Genomic DNA, 22,755 nt, shown 5'->3' on the forward strand with positions numbered 1-22,755 from the left:
GGGTGTTCGGGTCCGGTCGCCGGCCGACGTGCCGCCCAGCGGCGGCACCCGTCTGTCGGTGATCGTTTGTCGGGTCTTCGCTCCGTCGCTCCCACGACGTCGATACGAGGAGACCCCATCAGCACAGAGACGCGCATCAACGACCGAATCCGCGTTCCCGAGGTCCGGTTGGTCGGGCCGAACGGGGAACAGGTCGGCATCGTGCGTATCGAGGACGCCCTGCGGCTGGCGCAGGAGGCCGAGCTCGACCTCGTCGAGGTCGCCGCCCAGGCCCGCCCGCCCGTCTGCAAGCTCATGGACTACGGCAAGTTCAAGTACGAGTCCGCGCAGAAGGCCCGGGAGTCCCGCCGCAACCAACAGCTCACCACGATCAAGGAGCAGAAGCTCCGACCGAAGATCGACAAGCACGACTACGAGACGAAGCGCGGCCACGTCCGTCGCTTCCTCGAAGGCGGCAACAAGGTCAAGGTCACGATCATGTTCCGTGGGCGCGAGCAGTCCCGGCCCGAGCTCGGGTTCCGGCTGCTGCAGCGCCTCGCGGAGGACGTGGCCGATCTCGGTGTGGTCGAGGCGTCGCCCAAGCAGGACGGGCGCAACATGACGATGGTGATCGGTCCGACCAAGAAGCCGGCCCCGCGCGCCCGCCCGGCGTCCGTCGAGCAGGAGCAGGCAGCCGATCAGGCCGTCGAGCACGAGCAGGCACCCGACCAGGTGTCCGCCGAGCAGGCGCCCGCCGCCGACACGGACCAGGCCTGACGGCCTGTCCCGTCCCAGCACTGGAGTAGGAACTGCCATGCCCAAGAAGGCCCGGAACCACAGCAAGACCCCGAAGAACAAGCGCCACAGCGGCATCGCGAAGCGGGTCAAGGTGACCGGCGGCGGCAAGCTCATGCGGCAGCAGGCCGGCCTGCGCCACCGCCTCGAGGTGAAGTCGAGCAAGGAGACGCGCGACCTGTCCGGCACGGTCGAGGTCGCCAAGGCCGACACCAAGCGCGTCAACACCATGCTCGGCCGCTGACCTCCCCCTTCCACCCCCCACGTTAGGAACTCTCATGGCACGCGTGAAGCGCGCGGTGAACGCCCAGAAGAAGCGGCGCACCACCCTCGAGCTCGCGAGCGGCTACCGCGGGCAGCGCTCGCGGCTGTACCGCAAGGCGAAGGAGCAGATGCTCCACTCGCTGAACTACGCCTACCGCGACCGTCGCGCGAAGAAGGGCGAGTTCCGCAAGCTGTGGATCACCCGCATCAACGCCGCGGCCCGCGCCAACGGCATGACCTACAACCGCTTCATCCAGGGCCTGTCGGTCGCGGGTGTCGAGGTCGACCGCAAGATCCTGTCGGAGATCGCGATCAGCGACCCGGCCGCGTTCGCCGCGCTGGTCGAGGTCGCCCGGGCCAACGTCCCGGCGCAGGCCTCGCAGAAGGAGTCGGCGGCCTGACCAGGCCGCAGGGTACACCGCCCGGCACACCGGTCGCAGCGCCTGCGGAGATCGCATCGACGCAGCGTTCACCCCGCGTCGTCGCAGCGCGCAAGCTGCTGCGACGCGCGGGGCGCGATCGGGCCGGGCGGTTCCTCGTGGAGGGGGCCCAGGCCGTCCGCGAGGCGCTGGACGCGGGCGCGGTGCACGAGCTGTTCGTCACCGACGCCGCGGCCGCCCGCCACCCCGAGCTCCTCGCGCGGACCGCGCGCGTCACCGTCGTCGACGACCGCGCCGCCGACTCGCTGTCCGACACCGTCACCCCGCAGGGGCTCGTCGCCGTCTGCGACCTGCTCGACGTGCCCGTCGCCGAGGCGCTGCGGGGCACCCCGCGGCTCGTCGCCGTGTGCGCCGGGATCGCCGACCCGGGCAACGCCGGCACCGTCATCCGCGTCGCCGACGCGGCCGGCGCCGACGCCGTGCTGCTCGCGGGCGACACGGTCGACCCGCACAACGGCAAGGCCGTGCGCGCGTCCACCGGCAGCGTGTTCCACCTGCCGCTGGCCCGTGACCGCGACGCCGCCGCCGTCCTCGACGCCTGCCGCGACGCCGGGCTCGTGCTGCTCGTCGCCGACGGCCACGGCGAGCTGGACCTGCACGACCCCGCCGCGGACGCCGTGCTCGGCGGACCCGTCGCCTGGGTCTTCGGCGGCGAGGCGCACGGCGTGCCGGCCGAACTCGCCGAGCGGGCCGACCACCGCGTGCGCGTGCCGATCCACGGCCGGGCGGAGAGCCTCAACCTCGCCACGGCCGCCGCGATCTGCCTGTACGCGAGCGTGGCCGCGCGGACCCGCCGGGGTTGACCGCGCTGCTGCCGGGTAGCCGCCGGGCGGTGGGCCGACCGGCGGCCCGGCCGTGCGGACCAGGAGGCAGCCCGATGCGACCCGAGCCCACCGTCGTGGGGATCAACCGCACGCAGGACGGCGCCGTCGCCGTGGCGCGCGGCGCCGACACCCTGTACACCCTGCAGAAGGAGCGCCTGAGCCGGCGCAAGCACCACTGGGGCCGCCTCGGCGACCTCCCGACGCTCTACCGCCCCGCGATGCCGGCGCTGCGCGAGCCCGTCGACCTGGTGGTGGAGTGCTTCTCCTCCGACGACGAGGTCAAGCACATCGACGCCTACCACGACGAGGTCCGCGACACCCTGGCGTTCCGGGACGAGCCGCGGATCGTGACGATCTCCCACCACCTCTCGCACCTCTACAGCGCGTTCCCGCCCTCCCCGTTCGACGCCGCCGCCGCGATGGTGATCGACGGGCAGGGCAGCCCCGTGCGCGACTTCACCGAGGTCTGCGGCTACGGGGAGGAGACGCCGCCGGACCTGCTCGAGGTGTCGTCGTTCTACCGCTGGGAGCGCGGCGGGCAGCCCGAGTGCCTCGCCAAGCAGCTGTGGGACGGCGACTGGGACCACCCGACGGGCCTGGGCTGCTTCTACTACCTGCTGACGCGCGTGATGTTCACCGGCGAGGGCAGCGAGGGCAAGGTCATGGGGCTGGCCCCGTTCGGCCGAGCCGACGCGTTCGACCTGCCCGAGCTCGTCGTCGACGGGCACGAGGTGTCGATCCCGCGCGAGTGGCTCGACGTGTTCGGCCAGCAGGCGCGCTTCTCCCACTTCCTCCAGGGCCCGGGCTCCTTCCAGGACGCGGCCGACCTCGCCGCCGTCGGCCAGCGCGCCTTCGAGACCGCGCTCCTGCGGGTCACGGCCTGGCTGCGCGACCGGACCGGGACGCCCGACCTGGTCTTCGCCGGCGGCACCGCCCTGAACTGCTCGGCCAACGGCCGGATCCTGCGCGAGAGCGGCTTCCGCGACGTGTTCATCCCGCCCAGCGCCCACGACGGCGGCACGGCGGCGGGCTGCGCGCTCTACGGGCTCATCGAGTGCCTGGGGGAGCCGGCGGGGTTCCGGTGGTCCGACGACTTCCTGGGCCCCGAGCCCGAGCAGGCGCAGCTCGACGGGGCCGTGCGCGCCGCGGAGTCCGACCCGGCGCTGCAGGTGGAGCGCCCCGCCGACGACGCCGCGCTCGCGGGACGGGTGGCCGACCTGCTCGCCGCCGGGCACGTCGTCGCCGTGCACCAGGGGCGCAGCGAGTCCGGGCCCCGCGCGCTGGGCCACCGCAGCATCCTCGGCGACGCCCGCCACCCCGCGATGCGCGACTTCATCAACTTCCGCGTGAAGGGCCGCGAGTGGTTCCGGCCGCTGGCCCCGCTCGTGCTCGCCGAGCGCGCCGCGGAGGTGTTCGACGTCGACCGGCCCGTGCGGTTCATGCAGTTCGCCATCGACGTGCGGCCCGAGCAGCGCGCGGCCCTGCCCGCGATCACCCACGTCGACGGGACCGCCCGGATCCAGAGCGTGGAGCCCGGGCACACGCCGTTCCTGCACGCGCTGCTCCGCGCGTTCGACGCCCGCACGGGCTGCCCGGTGCTGCTCAACACCTCGCTCAACGGCAAGGGCGACCCCCTCACCGAGCACCCCGCCGACTCGCTGGCCGTGCTGACCGGCACGCACATGCACGCCCTGGTGCTGGGCGGGCACCTGGTCGTCAAGCGCGACGCCGCGCCGGTACCGCCGGACTGGAAGCCCTAGCCGGGGCCGAGAGCCGGCTCACCACGGTGTGCGTCACCTGCTCCACCGCGGGGCAGGTGCCGCCGGCGAGGAGCCGGGGCCAGTCGGTCGTCGACGCGGTGAAGACGGTGCCCCCGCCCCCGCCCCCGCCGTGCAGGCCCATCGTGGCCGCGGCGTTCCCGTTGCCCCAGCCGCCGGGGGCGATGTCGCCGACGCCGAGGATGATGAAGTCGGCGGGCGTCCCGTCGTCGCCGGTGGGGCGGGCGGGCAGCCCGCGCGCGGTGCGGGAGCGGTCGAAGTGGGCGCCGTCGGCCTCGTAGCCGACGAGGTACTCGCCGGGGCGGTCGCCGAGGACGTCGCCGTCGGCCAGGCCCGTGCCCTCCCAGACCCAGTGGTCGGCGTGCTGGACCCGGTACCCGACGGGGACGGGGTGGTCGTCGCGGTCGCGCTCGCCGCCGTTGCGGAAGCTCACGCCGGTGAGGTGGTTCTCCGGGCGGTCCGGGCCCGCCGGGTCCCACCAGTTCGCGACACGGCGGAACGCGTGGTCGTCGTCGAACTCCACGCGCCACCAGCACGTGTTGCCGCCGAAGAACGCGACGTTGCCGCCGTCGGCCACGAACTCCTCGGTGCGGTCGCGCATGGCGTCGGTCCAGTACTCGTCGTGCCCGGCCGAGAGCAGGAGCGTGCAGCGGTCGAGCAGGGCGGGGTCGCGGTGCAGGTCGAGGTCGGTGCAGAGGTCGACGGCGACGCCGTGCTGCTCGAGCCAGGCGAGGAACGGCGCGTCCCAGTGCCGGAAGGTCTGGCGTGGGCTGGGGTCGAACGGGTCGTGGTTGAACGCGTCCCACGGTGTCCCGCCGGTGCCGCCGCCTGGCCGGCGCACCGAGACCGTCGGCGGTACGTCGGCCGGGCGCGGTTCGGGCAGGCTGTAGAGGCTCCACGCCCGTCCGGGGTCGGGCACCCCGAGGTTGTAGGCGTGGTAGGTCAGCAGCGGCAGCTTGTAGAGGACCCGCGGCCGCCGCTCGGCCGGGGCGCGTACCACGAACAGCACGCGCGCGGTCCGCGCGTCGGGGTCGGGCGGGATGTCCGGCGGCGCCTGCGGGACGGCCCGCCGCCCGTCGCCCTCCACCAGCACCGCGACGTGGACGCCCGCGGCGCGGTCGGCCGGCACGTCCAGCGCGTGGGCCGGCCAGTCCCAGTCCTCGCACGGCAGCAGCCGGGGCGCCGACCGGCCGGGGAGCCAGTCGGTGGCCTGCACGAGCTCGGTGCGGACGCCGCAGCGGTAGACCAGCACCCGGAACGCGGGGGCGTCGGTCGACACGCGCAGCACGATCCGCCCCCCGGCGGTGACGGTCGGGTCGTCCGGGTATCCGAGGATCACGGCCGCCGGGTTCCCGGCCGGGGGCGGGGCAACCACCCGCGCCGTCGGGGCGCGTCCGGGCGGCCGCCGGACGTCCACCTAGAATCCCCCTCGCCCTGCACCGCGGTCGAGAGGTTCCCTGGTTCCCATGTCCGATGCGCTCGATCCCGACGTCCTCGCCGCAGCCGTGCAGGCGGCCCGCGGGGCGTTCGACGGCGCCGCGGACCTGGCGGAGCTCGCCGCGGTCCGCCCCGCGCACCTCGGCGACCGGGCGCCGCTCCTGCTGGCCCGCCGCGAGCTGGGCTCGCTGCCCGGCCCCGACCGCGCCGACGCCGGCAAGCGCGTCAACGCCGCCCGCCAGGAGGCGCAGGAGGCGTTCGACGCCCGCCGCGCCGTGCTCGCCGCGGAGCGCGACGCGCGCGTGCTGGCCGAGGAGGCCGTCGACGTCACGCTGCCCTGGGACCGCACGCCACGCGGCGCCCGGCACCCGCTCACGCAGATCTCCGAGCAGATCGCCGACGTGTTCGTCGCGATGGGGTGGGAGGTGGCCGAGGGGCCCGAGGTCGAGTCGTCCTGGCTCAACTTCGACGCGCTGAACTTCGGCAAGGACCACCCGGCGCGGACGATGCAGGACACGTTCTACCTCGCCGACGACGCGGGCGGCGCCGGCGCGGTCCTGCGCACCCATACGTCACCGGTGCAGATCCGGTCGCTGCTCGACCGCGACCTGCCCGTCTACGTCGTCTGCCCCGGCCGCACGTTCCGCACCGACGCCCTCGACGCCACCCACACCCCGGTGTTCCACCAGGTCGAGGGCATCGCGATCGACAAGGGCCTCACCATGGCCCACCTCAAGGGCACGCTCGACGCGTTCGCGCGGGCGATGTTCGGCACGACGTCGAAGATCCGGCTGCGCCCGTCGTACTTCCCGTTCACCGAGCCCTCCGCCGAACCCGACGTGTGGTTCCCGGAGAAGAAGGGCGGCGCGGGCTGGGTCGAGTGGGGCGGCTGCGGAATGGTGCACCCCAACGTCCTGCGCGCCTGCGGCGTCGACCCCGAGGTGTACTCGGGCTTCGCGTTCGGCATGGGGCTGGAGCGCACGCTCATGTTCCGCAACGGCATCCCCGACATGCGCGACATGGTCGAGGGCGACGTCCGCTTCTCCCGCGCCTTCGGAATCTAGGAGTACTGGTGCGAGTCCCGCAGTCCTGGCTGTCCGAGCTCGTCGGCGACCTGCCGCCGGTCGACGAGACCGCCGAGGCGTTCGTGCGCGTCGGCTTCGAGGTGGAGGAGGTCCACCGCGCCCCGGAGCTGACCGGTCCACTCGTCGTCGGCCGCGTCCTGGAGATCGAGGAGCTCACCGGCCTCAAGAAGCCGATCCGCTGGTGCCGGGTCCAGGTCGGCCCGGAGCAGACCAACGGCATCATCTGCGGCGCGCGGAACTTCGCGGAGGGCGACCTCGTCGTCGTCGCGCTGCCCGGCGCGGTCCTGCCCGGCGGCTTCGCGATCTCCGCGCGGAAGACCTACGGCCACGTCTCCGACGGCATGATCGCCTCGGTCCGCGAGCTCGGGATCGGCGCCGACCACGCCGGCATCCTCGTGCTGCCGCCCGGCGCGGGGGAGCCCGGCGACGACGCCCGCGAGCTCCTCGGCGTCGACGACCCGGTGATCGAGCTCGACGTCAACCCCGACAGCGGCTACTGCTTCTCCCTGCGCGGTCTGGGCCGGGAGATGGCGTGCGCGCTCGACGCCGACTTCTCCGACCCGGCGGCGCGCGTCATCGTCCCCGCCGCCGAGGGGGAGGCCTGGCCGGTCGTCGTCGAGGAGCCGGAGCGCTGCCCGCGGTTCGTCGCGCGGCGCGTCGACGGCGTCGACCCCCGCCTGCCCGCGCCCTGGTGGATGCAGCGGCGGTTGCTCGCCGCCGGGATGCGGCCGATCTCGCTCGTCGTCGACGTCACGAACTACGTGATGCTGGAGCTGGGCCAGCCGCTGCACGCGTTCGACGCCGGGCGGCTGTCCGGCCCGATCGTGGTGCGCCGGGCGAAGCCGGGCGAGCAGCTGGTCACGCTCGACGACGCCACCCGCACCCTCGACGAGGACGACCTGCTGGTCACCGACGACTCCGGCCCGGTCGCGCTGGCCGGCGTGATGGGCGGGGCGTCCACCGAGATCGCCGGGCCGGGTCCGGACGGCACGATCGACGTGCTGCTCGAGGGCGCGCACTGGGAGCCCACCGGCATCGCCCGCACGGCGCGGCGGCACAAGCTGCCCAGCGAGGCGTCCAAGCGCTTCGAGCGCGTCGTCGACCCGCAGCTGCCGCCCGCGGCCGTCGAGCGGGCGGCGCAGCTGCTCGTCGAGCACGGCGGCGGCACGATCGCCGGCGGCCGCACCGACGTCGGCACCGTGCCCGCCCGCTCCGCGGTCACCATGCCGCTCGACCTGCCCGACCGTGTGGCCGGTCACGCCTACCCGCGCGGCGCCACGGTCCGGCGGCTCGGCCAGGTCGGCTGCGCCGTCGAGCTCGTCACGGGCGACGACGGCCGCGCGCAGGTGCTCGCGACCCCGCCGTCGTGGCGCCCCGACCTCGTGCAGGCCGCCGACCTCGTCGAGGAGGTGCTGCGGCTGGAGGGGCTCGACGTGATCCCGTCCGTGCTGCCCGCCGCCCCTCCCGGCCGCGGCCTCACCCCGGCGCAGGCCCGGCGCCGCGCGGTGTCGCGCGCGCTGGCCGAGGCCGGGTACGTCGAGGTGCTGCCGTTCCCGTTCGTCGGGCCCGCCGCGTGGGACGCGCTGGGGCTCGACGCCGACGACGTCCGCCGCCGCACCGTCCGCGTGCTCAACCCCCTCGACGCCGAGCGCGCCGAGCTCACGTCGACGCTGCTCCCGGGCCTTCTCGACATGCTGGTGCGCAACCGCTCCCGCGGTGCGGCCGACCTCGCGCTCTACCACGTCGGGCAGGTCGTGCTGCCGCACCACCAGCCCGTCGCGATGCCGGACCCGCCCGTCGACCGCCGTCCCACCGACGCCGAGTACGCGCAGATCCGCGCCGCGCTGCCCGCGCAGCCGCTGCACGTGGCCGCGGTGCTGGCCGGCGACCGGGAGGCGCGCGGCTGGTGGGGCCCCGGCCGCGCCGCCGGGTGGGCCGACGCGATCGCCGCCGCCACGCTCGTGGGGCAGGCCGCGGGGGTCGAGCTGCGGGTCAGCGCCGCCGCGCTCGCGCCGTGGCACCCCGGCCGGTGCGCCGCGCTGCGCGTGGGCGACTGGATCGTCGGGCACGCGGGCGAGCTGCACCCGAAGGTCGTCGAGGCGCTCGGGCTGCCGCCGCGCACCTGCGCGATGGAGCTCGACCTCGACGCCCTGCCGCTGCGCGAGCGCCGCACGGCGCCGCAGGTGTCGCCGTACCCACCGGTCGGGGTCGATGTGGCTCTGGTCGCCGACGTCGCCGTCCCGGTCGCGGCGCTCACCGACGCGCTGGTCGACGGCGGCGGTGAGCTGCTGGAGACGGTCCGCCTGTTCGACGTGTACGCCGGTGAGCAGGTCGGCGCGGGCAAGCGGTCGCTGGCGTTCACCCTGCGGTTCCGCGCGCCCGACCGGACGCTGACGAGCGAGGAGGCCAACGCGGCCCGCGACGCCGCAGTGGCGATGGCCACCGAGCGGCACGCGGCGGTGCTGCGGGCGTGATGCGGCTCCGCCGCCCGTGAGCGGCGATCGTGGCCAGAGCCACGATCGCCGCTCACGAGGTAGAAACGGGGCATGCACTCCGTCGTGAAGACCCCCTCCGGTGAGCTGCGCGGCCGCACGGCCGACGGCGTCACCGCGTTCCTCGGCGTCCCCTACGCGGCGGCACCGTTCGGGCCGCTCCGGTTCCGCGAGCCGGCGCCCGTCACGCCGTGGGAGGGGGTCCGCGACGCGCTCGAGCACGGGCCGACCGCGCCCGCGCCCGGCTACCCGCTGCCCTTCTCCGCCCTGCTGCCCGTCGTGCGGGTGCCGGGGGAGGAGATCCTCAACGTCAACGTGTGGACGCCGGACCCGTCGGCGTCCGGGCTGCCGGTGATGGTGTGGATCCACGGCGGCGCGTTCGTCAACGGCTCCAACTCCATCCCCTCCTACGACGGGTCGGCGTTCGCCCGCGACGGCGTCGTGCTCGTGTCGGTCAACTACCGCCTCGGCGCCGAGGGCTTCCTGCACCTGCCCGACGCCCCGCCCAACCGCGGCCTGCTCGACCAGGTCGCGGCGCTGCGCTGGGTGCGCGACAACATCGCGGCGTTCGGCGGCGACCCCGACGCCGTCACGGTGTTCGGCGAGTCCGCGGGCGGGATGAGCGTCGGCGCGCTGCTGGCCATGCCGTCGGCGGCCGGGCTGTTCCGCCGCGCGATCCTGCAGAGCGGCGCCGCGCACCACGCGCTGAGCCCGTCGACGGCGTCGAAGGTTGCCGGGTACATGGCCGAGGAGGTCGGCGTCGCGCCCACCGCCGACGGGTTCGCCGGGGTGGAGCCCGCCCGGCTGGTCGAGGCGCAGCAGGCGCTCAGCGCGCAGTCGGCCACCACACCCGATCCCGCTCGCTGGGGGGAGATCACGCTCAACTCGATGGTCTTCGAGCCCGTCGTCGACGGGGAGGTGCTGCCGGTGCTGCCGATCGAGGCGGTCGCGGCGGGGGCGAGTGCCGACGTCGCGGTCCTCGTCGGCAGCAACCGCGACGAGCACCGCTTCTTCCTGGTGCCGACCGGCGCGGCCGACCGTGTGACCGCTGCCGCGATGGCGGCGGTCGCCGGGGCGTACCGGCTGCCGGCCGGCGCCGTCGAGGCCTACCGCGCCGAGCGGCCCGGCACACCCGACGGCCTCGTCCTCGCCGACCTCATGAGCGACTGGTTCTTCCGGATCCCCGCCGTGCGGCTCGCCGAGGCGCACGGGCGCGCGCACGTCTACGAGTTCGACTGGACCACACCGGTCCTCGACGGGCGGCTGGGCTCGTGCCACGCGCTGGAGATCGGGTTCGTGTTCGACACCCTCGCCGCGGGCTCCGACCTCTCCGGCGGCGCGCCGCCGCAGGCCCTGGCCGACGCCATGCACGCGGCGTGGGTGGCCTTCGCCCGCTCCGGCGACCCGGGCTGGCCGCCCTACGCCGAGGGCCGGGCGGTCCGGCGGTTCGGAGACGTGGTCGAGACGCTGACCGACCCGCGGGGCGAGCTGCGGGAGCTGTGGGCGGGGATCCGGTAGCGCGGTCCGGTCAGGCAGGTAGGGCCGCGAGCGCGGTGGCCGCGGCGGTGCGCCAGGCGTCGTCGCCGGGGGCGCCGTCGAGGACCGCGATCGTCACGACGAAGCGGGCGCCGGCGAGCTGCAGCGTGACGCCCGGTGCGGTGTCGACGAGCGCGGCCGCCTCGCCGGCGCCGTCGAGGGTGCGGCGGCCCTGCGGCGGGGCGGACCGTACGAACTCGGCGGGCGTGCCGGTCCGGGGCTCGTAGACGTTGACCGACGCCAGCGGCTCCGGCGGCTCGGCGGTGGAGGTGGCGACGCAGCTCGTGGGGCGGGAACCGTCGGCGCGCGTCACCACGACCTGGCGCGGTGGGAGCACCGGCTCGCCGAGGAGCGCACTGAACGCCAGGGCGTCGACGAGGCACTCGTCGGGGAGGACGTCGGCGGCGAGGGCCGGGCGCGGGGGCTCGTCCGCGGTCTCGGGCGCGGTGCTGCCGAGCGGGTCCGGCGTCGCCGTCACGACCACCGGCGCGGCCGGCCGCCCGGCCCCCGGGACGACGGCGGCGCAGCCGGTGAGCGCGAGCGCCGCCGCGACCAGCACCGACACCGTCGGCCACCGTCCGCGAACTGCCCGGCTCCCCACGGACGGGACGGTAGCCGCGCACCCCCGCCTCCCGTGGCCGTTCGGCACAACCCGTCAGCCGCCCAGGTGCTTGAGGGCCTCCTTGCGCGACAGCGGCGACAGCGCCGGGTGCGCGTCGACGAACGCCCGCACCCAGTCCGGGTCGACCCGCCCGTGCCGGCGCAGCGCCCAGCCGATGCCCTTGCGCAGGAAGAAGTCGGGGTCGTCGAGGGTGGCCTCGATCGTGTCGGTGAGCAGCGCGAGGTCGGTGCCGGGCCCGGATCCGAGCTGCGCGATCACCGCTGTGCGCCGGAGCCAGCGGTCGTCGTCGCGCGCCCAGGCCCGCAGCACCGGCGTCAGGGCGTCGGGATCGGCCCGCAGCAGCGGCCCGATGCGGCGGGCGGCGATCTCGTCCGTGAAGTCCCACCACGCCCCGCTGACGATCCAGTGCCGGTAGAGCGGCACCCACGACGCGTCCTGCGGCGGCGCGCACCTCCGGTGCCCGGTGAGGGTGAGCGCGACGTAGCGCTCCTCCCGGTACTCCGCCCCGTCCCACAGCGCCCGCACCGCCTCGCCGAACTCCTCGGCCGACGGCACCTCCCGCGTGGCGACCAGCTCCCGCACCAACCGCTCCCGGGCCGGCTTCGGCACCCCCCGGAACGGCATCGCCGACTTCATGTACCGCTGCATCGGCCCCGCCGCCTCCGGATCGGCCAGGGCGGCCAGGCCGGAGCGGACGGCGGAGGCGAGATCGGTCACAGGAGGACGGTACGACCGGGCACCGACAGAACCGCCCACGCCGGCGTCGTGGGTCGGAAGATCACCGAGATAGCGCCACCAGGGTCGTCGGAGGCGCTGACGGTGCGGTCCCGGTGATCACCGCGACATGACGGCCGCCGTCCGCACACCGCGGTCGTGTCGCCCAGCATCCAGCTGCGGCCGGTGAGAATCACGGGGCTGAGCACGAAATGCGCACCTGTTGGCCTCCCGCGCACGGCCGCACGTGCGCAACCCGCCACGAGGTGCGCAGTTCGAGGCCCCGCGCCGATCTGCGGCCCGCCCGGCCGCCGAGACCGCGCCACCAGGGTCGCGGCGAGGGCGCCGAGGGCACGGTCCCGGCGATCACCGTCCATGAACAAGTCGGTTGCATCAGGTTGCACGACCGTGCATAGTCATGCACATGGTGCGGATCGCGGTGGCCGGGGCCAGCGGGTACGCCGGAGGAGAGGTCCTCCGGCTGCTGCTGGCCCATCCCGACGTCGAGATCGGGGCCCTGACGGCCGGGGGGAGCGCGGGGACGACGCTGGGCGAGCACCAGCCGCACCTGCTGCCACTGGCCGACCGGGTCCTCCTCGACACGACACCGGAGACCCTCGCGGGTCACGACGTCGTCTTCCTGGCGCTGCCCCACGGGCACTCCGCGGCGCTGGCGGCGCGGCTCGGTGACGAGACCGTCGTCGTCGACTGCGGCGCCGACCACCGCCTCACCGACCCGGCCGCCTGGGAGCGCTGGTACGGCGGCGAGCACGCCGGGAGCTGGCCCTACGGCCTGCCCGAGCTGCCCGGCGCCCGCGACGCGCTGCGCGGCACCCGCCGCGTCGCCGTCCCCGGCTGCTACCCGACGGCGATCAGCCTCGCCCTGTTCCCGGCGCTGGCCGCGGGACTCGCCGAGCCGTCGGTCGTCGTCACGGCCGTCACCGGCACGTCCGGGGCGGGCAGGTCGCTCAAGCCGCACCTGCTCGGCGCCGAGGTCATGGGCTCGCTGTCGGCCTACGGGGTCGGCGGCGGGCACCGCCACACGCCCGAGATCGTGCAGAACCTGTCGGGGGTCGCCGGTAGGACTGTCGACGTGAGCTTCACGCCGGTCCTCGCCCCGCTGCCCCGCGGCATCCTCGCGTCCTGCTCGGCGCGCACGTCGGCGAGCGTCGACGAGGTCCGCGAGGTCTACGCCAAGGCCTACGCCGACGAGCCGTTCGTGCACCTGCTGCCCGAGGGGGTCTGGCCCACCACGGCCGCCACACTCGGCGCCAACACGGTGCACCTGCAGGCCACCGTCGACCCCGACGCCGGCCGGCTGATCGTCGTCGCCGCGATCGACAACCTCACGAAGGGCACCGCCGGCGCCGCCGTGCAGTGCATGAACCTGGCGCTCGGCCTGCCCGAGACGGCCGGCCTCCCGCTGACGGGGGTGGCGCCGTGAGCGTCACATCGGCGCAGGGCTTCCGGGCGTCCGGCGTCGCGGCCGGCATCAAGTCCAGCGGCAACCCCGACCTCGCCCTCGTCGTCAACGACGGCCCCCACACGGCCGCCGCGGGCGTCTTCACCCGCAACAAGGTCAAGGCCGCGCCCGTCCTCTGGTCCGAGCAGGTCCTCACGTCCGGCGCGCTGCGCGCGGTCGTCCTCAACTCCGGCGGCGCCAACGCCTGCACGGGCCCCGAGGGCTTCCAGGTCGCGCACGCCACGGCCGAGCGGGCGGCCGAGCTGCTGGGGTGCGGCGCGGTCGAGGTGGCGATCTGCTCCACCGGGCTGATCGGTGCGCAGCTGCCGCGCGACACCGTCCTGGCCGGGGTCGAGAAGGCCCACGGCGCGCTCACGACGGGCGAGGACGCGGGCACCGCCGCCGCCACCGCGATCATGACCACCGACACCGTCGCCAAGCAGGCCGACGCGGCGTCGGAGGCGGGCTGGCGGGTCGGCGGCATGACCAAGGGTGCCGGCATGATCGCCCCGTCGATGGCCACGATGCTCTCGGTCCTCACCACCGACGCCCTGCTCGACGCCCCGGAGCTCGACGCCGCCCTGCGCGCCGCGGTCCGCGTGAGCTTCGACCGGCTCGACGTCGACGGCTCGATGTCCACCAACGACACCGTGCTGCTGCTGTCCTCCGGCGCGTCCGGGGTGCGGCCCGACCCGGCGGAGTTCACCGCCGCCGTCACCGACGTGTGCCGCGACCTGGCCCGGCAGATGCAGGCCGACGCCGAGGGCGTCACGAAGCGGATCACGGTGCGGGTCACCGGCGCCGCGAGCGAGGACGAGGCCGTCGTCGTCGCCCGGACGGTCGCGCGCGACAGCCTGGTGAAGACCGCCCTGTTCGGTTCCGACGCCAACTGGGGCCGGATCGCCGCGGCCGTCGGCTACTCCGACGCCGCCGTCGACCCCGACCGCCTCGACATCACCGTCAACGGGGTCCCGCTGTGCGTCGGCGGGGTCGCCGCGGGCGGACGGACCTCGGTCGACCTGTCCGGCACCGACATCCTCGTCGCCGTCGCGCTCGGCCTGGGCGAGGGGGCGGGCGAGATCCTCACGACCGACCTCTCGCACGCCTACGTGGAGGAGAACAGTGCGTACCCCTCTTGAGCAGCGGCTCGCCCGCGCGGGGGAGAAGGCCGGCATCCTCGCCGAGGCCCTGCCCTGGCTGCAGCGCTTCCACGGGCGCGTCGTCGTCGTGAAGTACGGCGGCAACGCCATGATCGACGAGGAGCTCAAGCAGGCGTTCGCCCGCGACATGGTGTTCCTGCGCCTGGCCGGGATCCTGCCGGTGGTCGTGCACGGCGGCGGCCCGCAGATCAGCGCGATGCTGACGCGCCTGGGCCTGCCCGGCGAGTTCCGCGGCGGGCTGCGCGTCACCACGCCCGAGACGATCGACGTGGTGCGGATGGTGCTGGTCGGCCAGGTCGGGCGCGAGCTCGTCGGGCTGATCAACCAGCACGGGCCCTACGCCGTCGGCCTGTCCGGGGAGGACGCCGGCCTGTTCACCGCCGAGAAGCGCACGGCGCTGGTGGGCGGTGAGGCCGTCGACATCGGGCTGGTCGGCGACGTCGTCGAGGTCAGCCCCGACGCGGTGCTCGACATCGTCCGCGCCGGGCGGATCCCGGTCGTCGCGGGCATCGCGCCCGACGTCGACGGGCAGGTCTACAACATCAACGCCGACAGCGCGGCCGCCGCGCTCGCCTCGGCGCTGGGCGCGGCGAAGCTCGTCGTCCTCACCGACGTCGTCGGCCTCTACGCCGACTACCCCGACCCCGACTCGGTGATCAGCGAGCTCACCGCGGGCGAGCTGGAGCCGATGCTCCCGGGGCTGGAGGCGGGGATGGCGCCGAAGATGGAGGCCTGCCTGCGCGCGGTGCGCGGCGGCGTCCCCCAGGCCCACGTGATCGACGGCCGGGTGCCGCACTCGGTCCTGCTGGAAGTGTTCACCCACGAGGGAGTCGGAACGATGGTGATCCCGTGACCACCCACGCCGAGCGCTGGCAGCACGCGCTCATGGACAACTACGGCACGCCGCCGCTCATCCTGGTGCGCGGATCCGGCGCCGAGGTGTGGGACGCCGACGGCCGCCGCTACCTCGACCTGCTCGGCGGCATCGCCGTCAACGCGCTCGGGCACGCGCACCCCGCCGTCGTCGAGGCCGTCACCACGCAGCTCTCGACGCTGGGGCACACCAGCAACCTCTACATCACCGAGCCACCGCTGGCCCTGGCCGAGAAGCTGCTGGAGCTGCTCGACGCCCCCGACGCGCGTGTGCTCTTCTGCAACTCCGGTGCCGAGGCCAACGAGGCCGCGTTCAAGATCGCGCGGCGCACCGGGCGGCCCGGCGTCGTAGCCTGCGAGGGCGCGTTTCACGGGCGGACGATGGGCGCGCTCGCGCTCACCGGCCAGCCCCCCAAGCGCGCGCCGTTCGAGCCGCTCGTGCCCGGCGTCACGCACATCCCGTTCGGTGACGTCGCCGCGCTCGACGCCGCCGTCACGTCCGACACGGCCGCGGTGTTCCTCGAGCCGATCATGGGCGAGGCCGGCGTCGTCGTGCCGCCCGAGGGTTACCTGCGCGCGGCCCGCGAGATCACCGCCGCGCGCGGCGCACTGCTCGTCCTCGACGAGGTGCAGACCGGCATCGGCCGCACCGGCGCATGGTTCGCCCACCAGGCGGCGGGGTTCGTTCCCGACGTCGTCACGCTGGCCAAGGGCCTCGGCGGCGGCCTGCCGATCGGTGCCTGCATCGGCATCGGCGCGGCGGCCTCGCTGCTGGAGCCGGGCCAGCACGGCACCACCTTCGGCGGCAACCCCGTGTGCTGCGCCGCGGCGCTGGCCGTGCTCGCCACGATCGCCTCCGACGGGCTGCTCGAGCAGGTCAGCCTCGTCGGCAAGACGATCGCGGCGGGCGTCGAGGACCTCGCGCACCCGCTGGTGAGCGGCGTCAGCGGGGCCGGCCTGCACATCGGGATCGGCCTCACCCAGCCCGTGTCGGCCGCCGTCGCCTCCGCCGCGCGCGACGCCGGGTTCCTCGTCAACAACGCCGTGCCCGACCGCGTCCGGCTCGCGCCGCCGCTGGTGCTCACCGAGGCCCAGGCGGGGGAGTTCCTCACGGCGCTGCCCGGGATCCTGGACCGGGCAGGCGAGGGCGGGCCGACGTGACCCGCCACCTCCTGCGCGACGACGACCTCACCCCCGCCGAGCAGCGGGAGGTCCTCGACCTCGCCGACGTGATGAAGGCCGACCGCTACGGCCACCGGCCGCTGGAGGGCCCGCGCCCGATCGCGGTGGTGTTCGACAAGGCCTCCACGCGCACGCGCATCTCGTTCGAGGTCGGCATCGCGCAGCTCGGCGGCACCGCGCTGATCGTCGACGGCAGGGCCAGCCAGCTCGGGCGCGGGGAAACCATCGCCGACACCGCGCGCGTGCTGTCGCGCTACGTCGACGCGATCGTGTGGCGCACCGGCGACCAGTCGCGGATCGAGGAGATGGCGTCGGCGGCCACCGTGCCCGTCGTCAACGCCCTCACCGACCAGTTCCACCCCTGCCAGGTCCTCGCCGACCTGCAGACGGTCCGCGAGCGCTTCGGCCGCCTCGCCGGGCTCACCCTGACCTACCTCGGCGACGGCGCCAACAACATGGCGCACTCGCTGCTGCTGGGCGGGACGACGGCGGGCATGACGGTGCGGATCTGCGCACCCGAGGGCTTCGACCCCGACGCCGAGGTCCTGCGCGACGCCAAGCACCGCGCCGGCGACACCGGCGGCTCGGTGGAGCTCGTCGCCGATCCGGCGGCCGCCGCCGAGGGGGCACAGGTGCTGGTCACCGACACCTGGGTCTCCATGGGCCAGGAGGACGACGGGCTCGACCGGGCGGCGCCGTTCCGGCCGCTGCAGATCGACGACGGGCTGCTGGCCAAGGCCGACGCGAGCGCGATCGTGCTGCACTGCCTGCCCGCCCACCGCGGCGACGAGATCACCGACGAGGTGATCGACGGGCCGCGGAGCGCGGTGTGGGACGAGGCGGAGAACCGGCTGCACGCGCAGAAGGCGCTGCTCACCTGGTTGCTGGTCCGGCGATGACCGCGGTGCAGGGCGGCCGGTCCCGCGCGTCGCGCCAGGCCCGGATCGTGGAGCTGATCGCCCAGCGCCGGGTCCACAGCCAGAGCGACCTGCTGGCCATGCTCGAGGCCGACGGCATCGGCACCACGCAGGCCACGCTCTCGCGCGACCTCGACGAGCTGGGTGCGGTCAAGCTCCGCGGGGCCGACGGCGGCACGCCCGTCTACGTCATCCCCGACGACGGCAGCCCGGTGCGCGGGATCGAGGGCGGCACCGCCCGCCTGGCGCGGTTGCTGGGGGACCTGCTCGTGTCCGCGGACGCGAGTGGGAACCTGGCGGTCCTGCGCACGCCGCCCGGTGGTGCGTCGTTCCTGGCCAGCGCGCTGGACCGCGCCGCACTGCACGACGTCGTCGGCACCATCGCCGGCGACGACACCCTGCTGGTGGTGGCCCGCGAGCCGCTCACCGGCGCAGAGCTCGTCGCGATCCTGCGCGGGCTCTGACCCGAACCGAACCCCGAACTCCGACCTAGGAGCTGTCACCCGTGAGCAAGGTCCTGACCTCCCTCCCGAAGGGCGAGCGCATCGGCATCGCCTTCTCCGGAGGGCTCGACACCTCCGTGGCGGTCGCCTGGATGCGCGAGAGCGGCGGGATCCCGTGCACCTACACCGCCGACCTCGGCCAGTACGACGAGCGCGACATGTCCGGGGTTCCCGGCCGCGCCAAGCAGTACGGCGCCGAGATCGCCCGGGTCGTCGACATCCGGCCGCAGCTGGTCGAGGAGGGCCTGGCCGCGCTCGCGTGCGGCGCCTTCCACATCCGCTCCGGGGGCCGCACCTACTTCAACACCACCCCGTTGGGCCGCGCCGTCACCGGCACGCTGCTGGTGCGCGCGATGCAGGCCGACGACGTGAACATCTGGGGCGACGGCTCCACGTTCAAGGGCAACGACATCGAGCGGTTCTACCGCTACGGCCTGCTCGCCAACCCCGAGCTGCGCATCTACAAGCCCTGGCTCGACGCCGACTTCGTCCACGAGCTCGGCGGGCGCGACGAGATGAGTCGCTGGCTCACCGCGCACGGCCTGCCCTACCGCGACTCGGCCGAGAAGGCGTACTCCACCGACGCCAACATCTGGGGCGCCACGCACGAGGCCAAGACCCTCGAGCACCTCGACGTCTCCCTGGAGACCATCGAGCCGATCATGGGCGCGAAGTTCTGGGACGCGTCGGTGGCCATCGAGGCCGAGGACGTCGCCGTCACGTTCGAGGGCGGGAAGCCCGTCGCGATCAACGGCACGCGGTTCGCCGACCCGGTCGACCTCGTGCTGGCGGCCAACGAGATCGGCGGCCGCCACGGCCTGGGCATGTCCGACCAGATCGAGAACCGGATCATCGAGGCCAAGTCCCGCGGCATCTACGAGGCGCCCGGCATGGCGCTGCTGTTCGCCGCCTACGAGCGGCTGATCAACGCCATCCACAACGAGGACACGGTGGCGGCCTACCACTCCGAGGGGCGCAAGCTCGGCCGCCTGCTCTACGAGGGGCGCTGGCTCGACCCGCAGGCGCTGATGATCCGCGAGTCGATCCAGCGCTGGATCGCCTCCCTCGTCACCGGCACGGTCACGCTGCGCCTGCGCCGCGGCGACGACTACACGGTCCTCGACACCCAGGGCAGCGGCTTCTCCTACCACCCCGACCGGCTGTCGATGGAGCGCGTCGAGAACGCCGCCTTCGGCCCGACCGACCGCATCGGCCAGCTCACCATGCGCAACCTGGACATCGCCGACTCCCGCGCGAAGCTCGAGGCCTACGCCGGGCAGCCGCACGACCAGGGCACGGTGCTCGTCGAGCACGGCACGCTCTTCGGGGAGCTGCCCTCGGGCGGCTTCGACCGGATCGCGGCGGCCACCGAGGACGGCACGGGCGAGCTCGACGCGGGCAAGTCCCTCGACGACGCAGCACTGGAAGCGGGTACCGACTGATGGCGGGCTCCGCGCTCTGGGGCGGGCGGTTCGCCTCGGGCCCGGCCGACGCGCTGGCGGCGCTGTCGAAGTCCACGCACTTCGACTGGCGCCTCGCCCCCTACGACGTCCGCGGGTCGATGGCGCACGCCCGCGTGCTGGCCTCGGCCGGCCTGCTCACCGACGCCGAGCTCACCGGCATGCTCGACGCGCTGGCGAAGCTCGGCGCCGACGTGGAGTCGGGCGCGTTCGGCCCGGCCCCCGACGACGAGGACGTGCACTCCGCCCTGGAGCGCGGGCTCATCGAGCGCGCGGGCCCGGAGCTGGGCGGCAAGCTGCGCGCCGGCCGCTCGCGCAACGACCAGGTGGCCACGCTGTTCCGGATGTGGCTGCGCGACGCGGCCGCCCGGGTCGGCGCGGGTGTGCTCGACGTCGTCGACGCGCTCGTCGCGCAGGCGTCGGCGCACCCGGACGCGCCCATGCCCGGCCGCACGCACCTGCAGCACGCGCAGCCGGTGCTGCTCGGCCACCACCTGGCCGCGCACGCCCACGCGCTGCTGCGCGACGTCGACCGCCTCCGCGACTGGGACGCCCGTGCCGCCGTCTCGCCCTACGGGTCGGGCGCGCTGGCGGGCTCATCGCTCGGGCTCGACCCGGAGGCGGTGGCCGCGGAGCTGGGCTTCGCCTCCAGCAGCGCCAACTCCATCGACGGCACCGCGTCGCGCGACTTCGCGGCCGAGGCGGCGTTCGTGCTGGCCATGGTCGCGGTCGACCTCTCGCGCCTCGCGGAGGAGGTGATCATCTGGGCCACGGCGGAGTTCTCCTACGTCACCCTCGACGACGCCTACTCCACCGGTAGCTCGATCATGCCGCAGAAGAAGAACCCCGACGTCGCGGAGCTGGCGCGGGGCAAGGCGGGTCGGCTGATCGGCAACCTCACCGGGCTGCTGGCCACGCTGAAGGGCATGCCGCTGGCCTACAACCGCGACCTGCAGGAGGACAAGGAGCCGCTGTTCGACTCCGTCGAGCAGCTGGAGCTCCTGCTGCCCGCCGTCGCCGGCATGGTCGCCACGCTCACGTTCCACACCGACCGGCTCGCCGAGCTGGCCCCGGCCGGGTTCACCCTCGCCACCGACGTCGCCGAGTGGCTGGTGCGCCAGGGCGTGCCGTTCCGCGTGGCGCACGAGGCGGCGGGCGGCTGCGTCCGGGCCGCCGAGAGCCGCTCGGTCGGCCTGGCCGACCTCACCGACGCCGAGCTCGCCGCCGTGCACCCCGCGCTCACGCCCGGGGTGCGCGAGGTGCTCACGGTGGCGGGCTCGATAGCCTCGCGCAACGCCCGCGGGGGGACCGCGGGGGAGCGCGTCGCCGAGCAGCTCGACGACCTGCGCGCCGCCGCGGCCACCGCCCGCAGCACTGTCTCGCCCTGATCTCGGCAACGACCGGAGGACCCTCATGAGCACGGATCTGGCCCGCCCCGACCTGGCCGGCGCCCAGGCCGACTACGACGCCCTCGTCGCGCAGGGCATGAAGCTCGACCTCACGCGCGGCAAGCCCTCGGCCGCCCAGCTCGACCTCTCGTCGGCGATCCTCGGTCTGCCCGGGGAGCGCTACAAGGCCGACGACGGCACCGACACCCGCAACTACCAGGGCCTGCAGGGGCTCAGGGAGCTGCGCGAGATCTTCGCGCCGTCGCTGCAGGTGCCGGTCGACCAGCTGATCGCGTTCGGCAACTCGAGCCTCGAGCTCATGCACGACACGCTGGTGCACGCGCTGCTCTCGCCGCTGCCCGGCGCCGAGCGCCGCTGGGTCGACGAGGAGCGGGTCGTCTTCCTCGCGCCCGTCCCCGGTTACGACCGGCACTTCGCGGTCTGCGACCGCCTCGGCATAGAACTGCTCGCCGTCCCGATGACGCCCGAGGGCCCGGACATGGACGTCGTCGAGCGGCTCGTGGCCGAGGACCCGTCGATCAAGGGCATCTGGTGCGTGCCGAAGTACGCCAACCCCGACGGCGTCGTCTACTCCGACGAGACGACGCGCCGCCTCGCGTCGATGCCGGCGGCCGCCCCGGACTTCCGGATCATGTGGGACAACGCCTACGCGGTGCACCACCTCACCGAGGACGCGATCGAGGTCGCCGACGTGCTGGCCCTGGCCGACGCGGCGGGCCACGCCGACCGGCCCTTCGTCTTCGGCTCGACGTCGAAGATCACACTCGCGGGCGCCGGCGTCGCGTTCCTGGGGGCGTCGCCCGCCAACGTCAAGTGGTGGCTCGCGCTCACCGGCAAGCGCACCATCGGCCCGGACAAGGTCAACCACCTGCGCCACGCCCTGTTCTTCGGCGACGCCGCGGGTGTCGCCGCGCACATGGCGCGCCACCGGGAGCTGATCGCCCCGAAGTTCGCCGTGCTGGAGCAGATCCTCACCGAGAACTTCGCCGACACTCCCGGTGTGTCCTGGTCCTCGCCGAAGGGCGGCTACTTCGTCACGCTGACGGTGCCCGCGGGCACGGCCACCGAGATCGTGCGCCTGGCCCGCGAGGCCGGGATCTCGCTCACACCGGCCGGCGCCACGCACCCCGGTGGCGAGGACCCGCAGGACGCGATCATCCGGCTGGCGCCGACCTTCCCGCCGCTCGACGAGGTGGAGAAGGCGATGGCCGGCGTCGCGGTGTGCGTGAAGCTGGCGCTGGCGAAGCAGGCGTGAGCGCGCTCCTCGACCGCGAGGAGCTGAGCACCGACGTCCTCCCCGCGGCCGTGCGGCTGCTGGGGTGCACCGTGGAGGCGGACACCCCGGACGGCACGGTCGCGGTGCGGCTCGTCGAGGTCGAGGCGTACCGCGGGGCCGACGACCCGGCGTCGCACAGCTACCGGGGGCGGACTCCGCGCAACAGCGTGATGTTCGGGCCGGCCGGGCACCTGTACGTCTACTTCGTCTACGGCATGCACTTCTGCGCCAACGTCAGCTGCCTCGACGAGGGGGAGGCGGGCGCGGTGCTGATGCGCGCGGGGGAGGTGGTGTCCGACCTCACGGTCGCTCGGACCCGCCGCCCCACCGCGCGGCGCGACACCGACCTCGCCCGCGGGCCCGCCCGTCTCGCGTCGCTGCTGGGGCTCGACCGCGAGCACAACGGCGTCGACGTGACGAGCGCGGCGTCGCCGGTGCGCGTCCTGTCCGGACCACCGGTGCCGGCGTCGCGGATCCGCACGGGCCCGCGGGTCGGGGTGGCCGGGGCGCGGGAGCTGCCGTGGCGGTTCTGGGTCGACGGCGCCCC

General features: G+C 74.7%; 21 protein-coding genes (1 of these 21 only partly in view). 18 read left to right on the forward strand and 3 right to left on the reverse strand.

The window, feature by feature from the left end:
- Positions 1 to 66: 66 nt before the first annotated feature.
- The 5 genes from infC (at position 67) to I4I82_RS28825 (ending at position 4,062) form a co-directional block, all read left to right on the forward strand.
- On the forward strand, positions 67 to 756 hold the full coding sequence (gene infC, locus I4I82_RS28805) for a translation initiation factor IF-3 (protein WP_218596244.1): 690 nt from the start codon (positions 67 to 69) through the stop codon (positions 754 to 756).
- 37 nt (positions 757 to 793) lie between these two features.
- Entirely contained in the window at positions 794 to 1,018 is a 225-nt protein-coding gene (gene rpmI, locus I4I82_RS28810; RefSeq protein WP_172164090.1) for a 50S ribosomal protein L35, read from the forward strand.
- Positions 1,019 to 1,052: 34 nt separating this feature from the next.
- Positions 1,053 to 1,439 (forward strand): 50S ribosomal protein L20, encoded by a 387-nt coding sequence (gene rplT, locus I4I82_RS28815; RefSeq protein ID WP_218594451.1) that lies wholly within the window; start codon positions 1,053 to 1,055, stop codon positions 1,437 to 1,439.
- Positions 1,440 to 1,489: 50 nt separating this feature from the next.
- Positions 1,490 to 2,281 (forward strand): TrmH family RNA methyltransferase, encoded by a 792-nt coding sequence (locus I4I82_RS28820; RefSeq protein ID WP_218594453.1) that lies wholly within the window; start codon positions 1,490 to 1,492, stop codon positions 2,279 to 2,281.
- A 74-nt stretch (positions 2,282 to 2,355) separates the two neighbouring features.
- Entirely contained in the window at positions 2,356 to 4,062 is a 1,707-nt protein-coding gene (locus tag I4I82_RS28825) for a carbamoyltransferase family protein (protein ID WP_218594452.1), read from the forward strand.
- On the opposite strand, the gene I4I82_RS28830 is transcribed toward I4I82_RS28825, so the two are convergent.
- Positions 4,019 to 5,419 (reverse strand): N,N-dimethylformamidase beta subunit family domain-containing protein, encoded by a 1,401-nt coding sequence (locus tag I4I82_RS28830; protein ID WP_218596245.1) that lies wholly within the window; start codon positions 5,417 to 5,419, stop codon positions 4,019 to 4,021. The genes I4I82_RS28825 and I4I82_RS28830 overlap by 44 nt on opposite strands.
- Positions 5,420 to 5,546: 127 nt before the next feature.
- Between I4I82_RS28830 and pheS the strand changes: the two genes are divergently transcribed.
- From pheS to I4I82_RS28845, 3 genes are all read left to right on the forward strand, one after another.
- Positions 5,547 to 6,581, forward strand: a complete 1,035-nt coding sequence (gene pheS, locus I4I82_RS28835; RefSeq protein ID WP_218591057.1) for a phenylalanine--tRNA ligase subunit alpha — start codon at positions 5,547 to 5,549, stop codon at positions 6,579 to 6,581.
- Positions 6,582 to 6,589: 8 nt separating this feature from the next.
- Positions 6,590 to 9,076 (forward strand): phenylalanine--tRNA ligase subunit beta, encoded by a 2,487-nt coding sequence (pheT, locus tag I4I82_RS28840; protein WP_218591058.1) that lies wholly within the window; start codon positions 6,590 to 6,592, stop codon positions 9,074 to 9,076.
- A gap of 72 nt (positions 9,077 to 9,148) precedes the next feature.
- Positions 9,149 to 10,612 (forward strand): carboxylesterase/lipase family protein, encoded by a 1,464-nt coding sequence (locus I4I82_RS28845; protein WP_218591059.1) that lies wholly within the window; start codon positions 9,149 to 9,151, stop codon positions 10,610 to 10,612.
- Positions 10,613 to 10,622: 10 nt separating this feature from the next.
- Here I4I82_RS28845 and I4I82_RS28850 read toward each other — a convergent pair whose 3' ends face one another.
- Positions 10,623 to 11,195, reverse strand: a complete 573-nt coding sequence (locus I4I82_RS28850) for a hypothetical protein (protein WP_218591060.1) — start codon at positions 11,193 to 11,195, stop codon at positions 10,623 to 10,625.
- Between the two features lie 90 nt (positions 11,196 to 11,285).
- Positions 11,286 to 11,969 (reverse strand): DNA alkylation repair protein, encoded by a 684-nt coding sequence (locus I4I82_RS28855; RefSeq protein ID WP_226370307.1) that lies wholly within the window; start codon positions 11,967 to 11,969, stop codon positions 11,286 to 11,288.
- Between the two features lie 415 nt (positions 11,970 to 12,384).
- Here I4I82_RS28855 and argC point away from each other — a divergent pair, with 415 nt between their 5' ends.
- The 10 genes in view from argC to I4I82_RS28905 are tightly spaced (at most 41 nt apart) and all read left to right on the forward strand, a layout consistent with a single transcriptional unit that may run on beyond the window.
- A complete protein-coding gene (gene argC, locus I4I82_RS28860; RefSeq protein ID WP_218591061.1) occupies positions 12,385 to 13,410 on the forward strand; it encodes an N-acetyl-gamma-glutamyl-phosphate reductase in 1,026 nt (341 codons plus the stop codon).
- A complete protein-coding gene (gene argJ, locus I4I82_RS28865; protein WP_218591062.1) occupies positions 13,407 to 14,567 on the forward strand; it encodes a bifunctional glutamate N-acetyltransferase/amino-acid acetyltransferase ArgJ in 1,161 nt (386 codons plus the stop codon). Before argC ends, argJ begins: the two co-directional genes overlap by 4 nt.
- Complete coding sequence (gene argB, locus I4I82_RS28870) at positions 14,551 to 15,441, forward strand: acetylglutamate kinase (RefSeq protein ID WP_218591063.1); 891 nt, start codon at positions 14,551 to 14,553, stop codon at positions 15,439 to 15,441. The genes argJ and argB overlap by 17 nt, the downstream gene beginning before the upstream one ends.
- Entirely contained in the window at positions 15,438 to 16,622 is a 1,185-nt protein-coding gene (locus tag I4I82_RS28875) for an acetylornithine transaminase (RefSeq protein WP_218591064.1), read from the forward strand. The genes argB and I4I82_RS28875 overlap by 4 nt, the downstream gene beginning before the upstream one ends.
- On the forward strand, positions 16,619 to 17,542 hold the full coding sequence (gene argF / locus I4I82_RS28880; RefSeq protein ID WP_218591065.1) for an ornithine carbamoyltransferase: 924 nt from the start codon (positions 16,619 to 16,621) through the stop codon (positions 17,540 to 17,542). The genes I4I82_RS28875 and argF overlap by 4 nt, the downstream gene beginning before the upstream one ends.
- Complete coding sequence (locus I4I82_RS28885; protein ID WP_218591066.1) at positions 17,539 to 18,024, forward strand: arginine repressor; 486 nt, start codon at positions 17,539 to 17,541, stop codon at positions 18,022 to 18,024. Before argF ends, I4I82_RS28885 begins: the two co-directional genes overlap by 4 nt.
- 41 nt (positions 18,025 to 18,065) lie before the next feature.
- Positions 18,066 to 19,505, forward strand: coding sequence for an argininosuccinate synthase (gene argG / locus I4I82_RS28890; RefSeq protein WP_218591067.1), 1,440 nt, complete (start codon positions 18,066 to 18,068; stop codon positions 19,503 to 19,505).
- Positions 19,505 to 20,911 (forward strand): argininosuccinate lyase, encoded by a 1,407-nt coding sequence (gene argH, locus I4I82_RS28895; RefSeq protein WP_218591068.1) that lies wholly within the window; start codon positions 19,505 to 19,507, stop codon positions 20,909 to 20,911. Before argG ends, argH begins: the two co-directional genes overlap by 1 nt.
- A gap of 25 nt (positions 20,912 to 20,936) precedes the next feature.
- Positions 20,937 to 22,187, forward strand: a complete 1,251-nt coding sequence (locus I4I82_RS28900; protein ID WP_218591069.1) for an aspartate aminotransferase type Ic — start codon at positions 20,937 to 20,939, stop codon at positions 22,185 to 22,187.
- A protein-coding gene (locus I4I82_RS28905) for a DNA-3-methyladenine glycosylase (protein ID WP_218591070.1) crosses the window boundary here: on the forward strand, positions 22,184 to 22,755 show its 5' portion. The gene runs 49 nt beyond the window's last position; 572 of the gene's 621 nt are visible here — the first part of the coding sequence; the start codon lies at positions 22,184 to 22,186; its stop codon lies off the right edge, out of view. Before I4I82_RS28900 ends, I4I82_RS28905 begins: the two co-directional genes overlap by 4 nt.

This window comes from Pseudonocardia oceani (assembly GCF_019263585.2).
GTDB lineage: Bacteria > Actinomycetota > Actinomycetes > Mycobacteriales > Pseudonocardiaceae > Pseudonocardia > Pseudonocardia oceani.

What these genes read in the sequence shown, in the direction of transcription:
- argC (WP_218591061.1), top strand. Translation starts at nt 12,385, where the DNA reads ATGCACATGGTGCGGATCGCGGTGGCCGGGGCCAGCGGGTACGCCGGA.
- pheS (WP_218591057.1), top strand. Translation starts at nt 5,547, where the DNA reads ATGTCCGATGCGCTCGATCCCGACGTCCTCGCCGCAGCCGTGCAGGCG.
- argH (WP_218591068.1), top strand. Translation starts at nt 19,505, where the DNA reads ATGGCGGGCTCCGCGCTCTGGGGCGGGCGGTTCGCCTCGGGCCCGGCC.
- I4I82_RS28900 (WP_218591069.1), top strand. Translation starts at nt 20,937, where the DNA reads ATGAGCACGGATCTGGCCCGCCCCGACCTGGCCGGCGCCCAGGCCGAC.
- rpmI (WP_172164090.1), top strand. Translation starts at nt 794, where the DNA reads ATGCCCAAGAAGGCCCGGAACCACAGCAAGACCCCGAAGAACAAGCGC.
- I4I82_RS28845 (WP_218591059.1), top strand. Translation starts at nt 9,149, where the DNA reads ATGCACTCCGTCGTGAAGACCCCCTCCGGTGAGCTGCGCGGCCGCACG.
- I4I82_RS28885 (WP_218591066.1), top strand. Translation starts at nt 17,539, where the DNA reads ATGACCGCGGTGCAGGGCGGCCGGTCCCGCGCGTCGCGCCAGGCCCGG.
- rplT (WP_218594451.1), top strand. Translation starts at nt 1,053, where the DNA reads ATGGCACGCGTGAAGCGCGCGGTGAACGCCCAGAAGAAGCGGCGCACC.
- I4I82_RS28825 (WP_218594452.1), top strand. Translation starts at nt 2,356, where the DNA reads ATGCGACCCGAGCCCACCGTCGTGGGGATCAACCGCACGCAGGACGGC.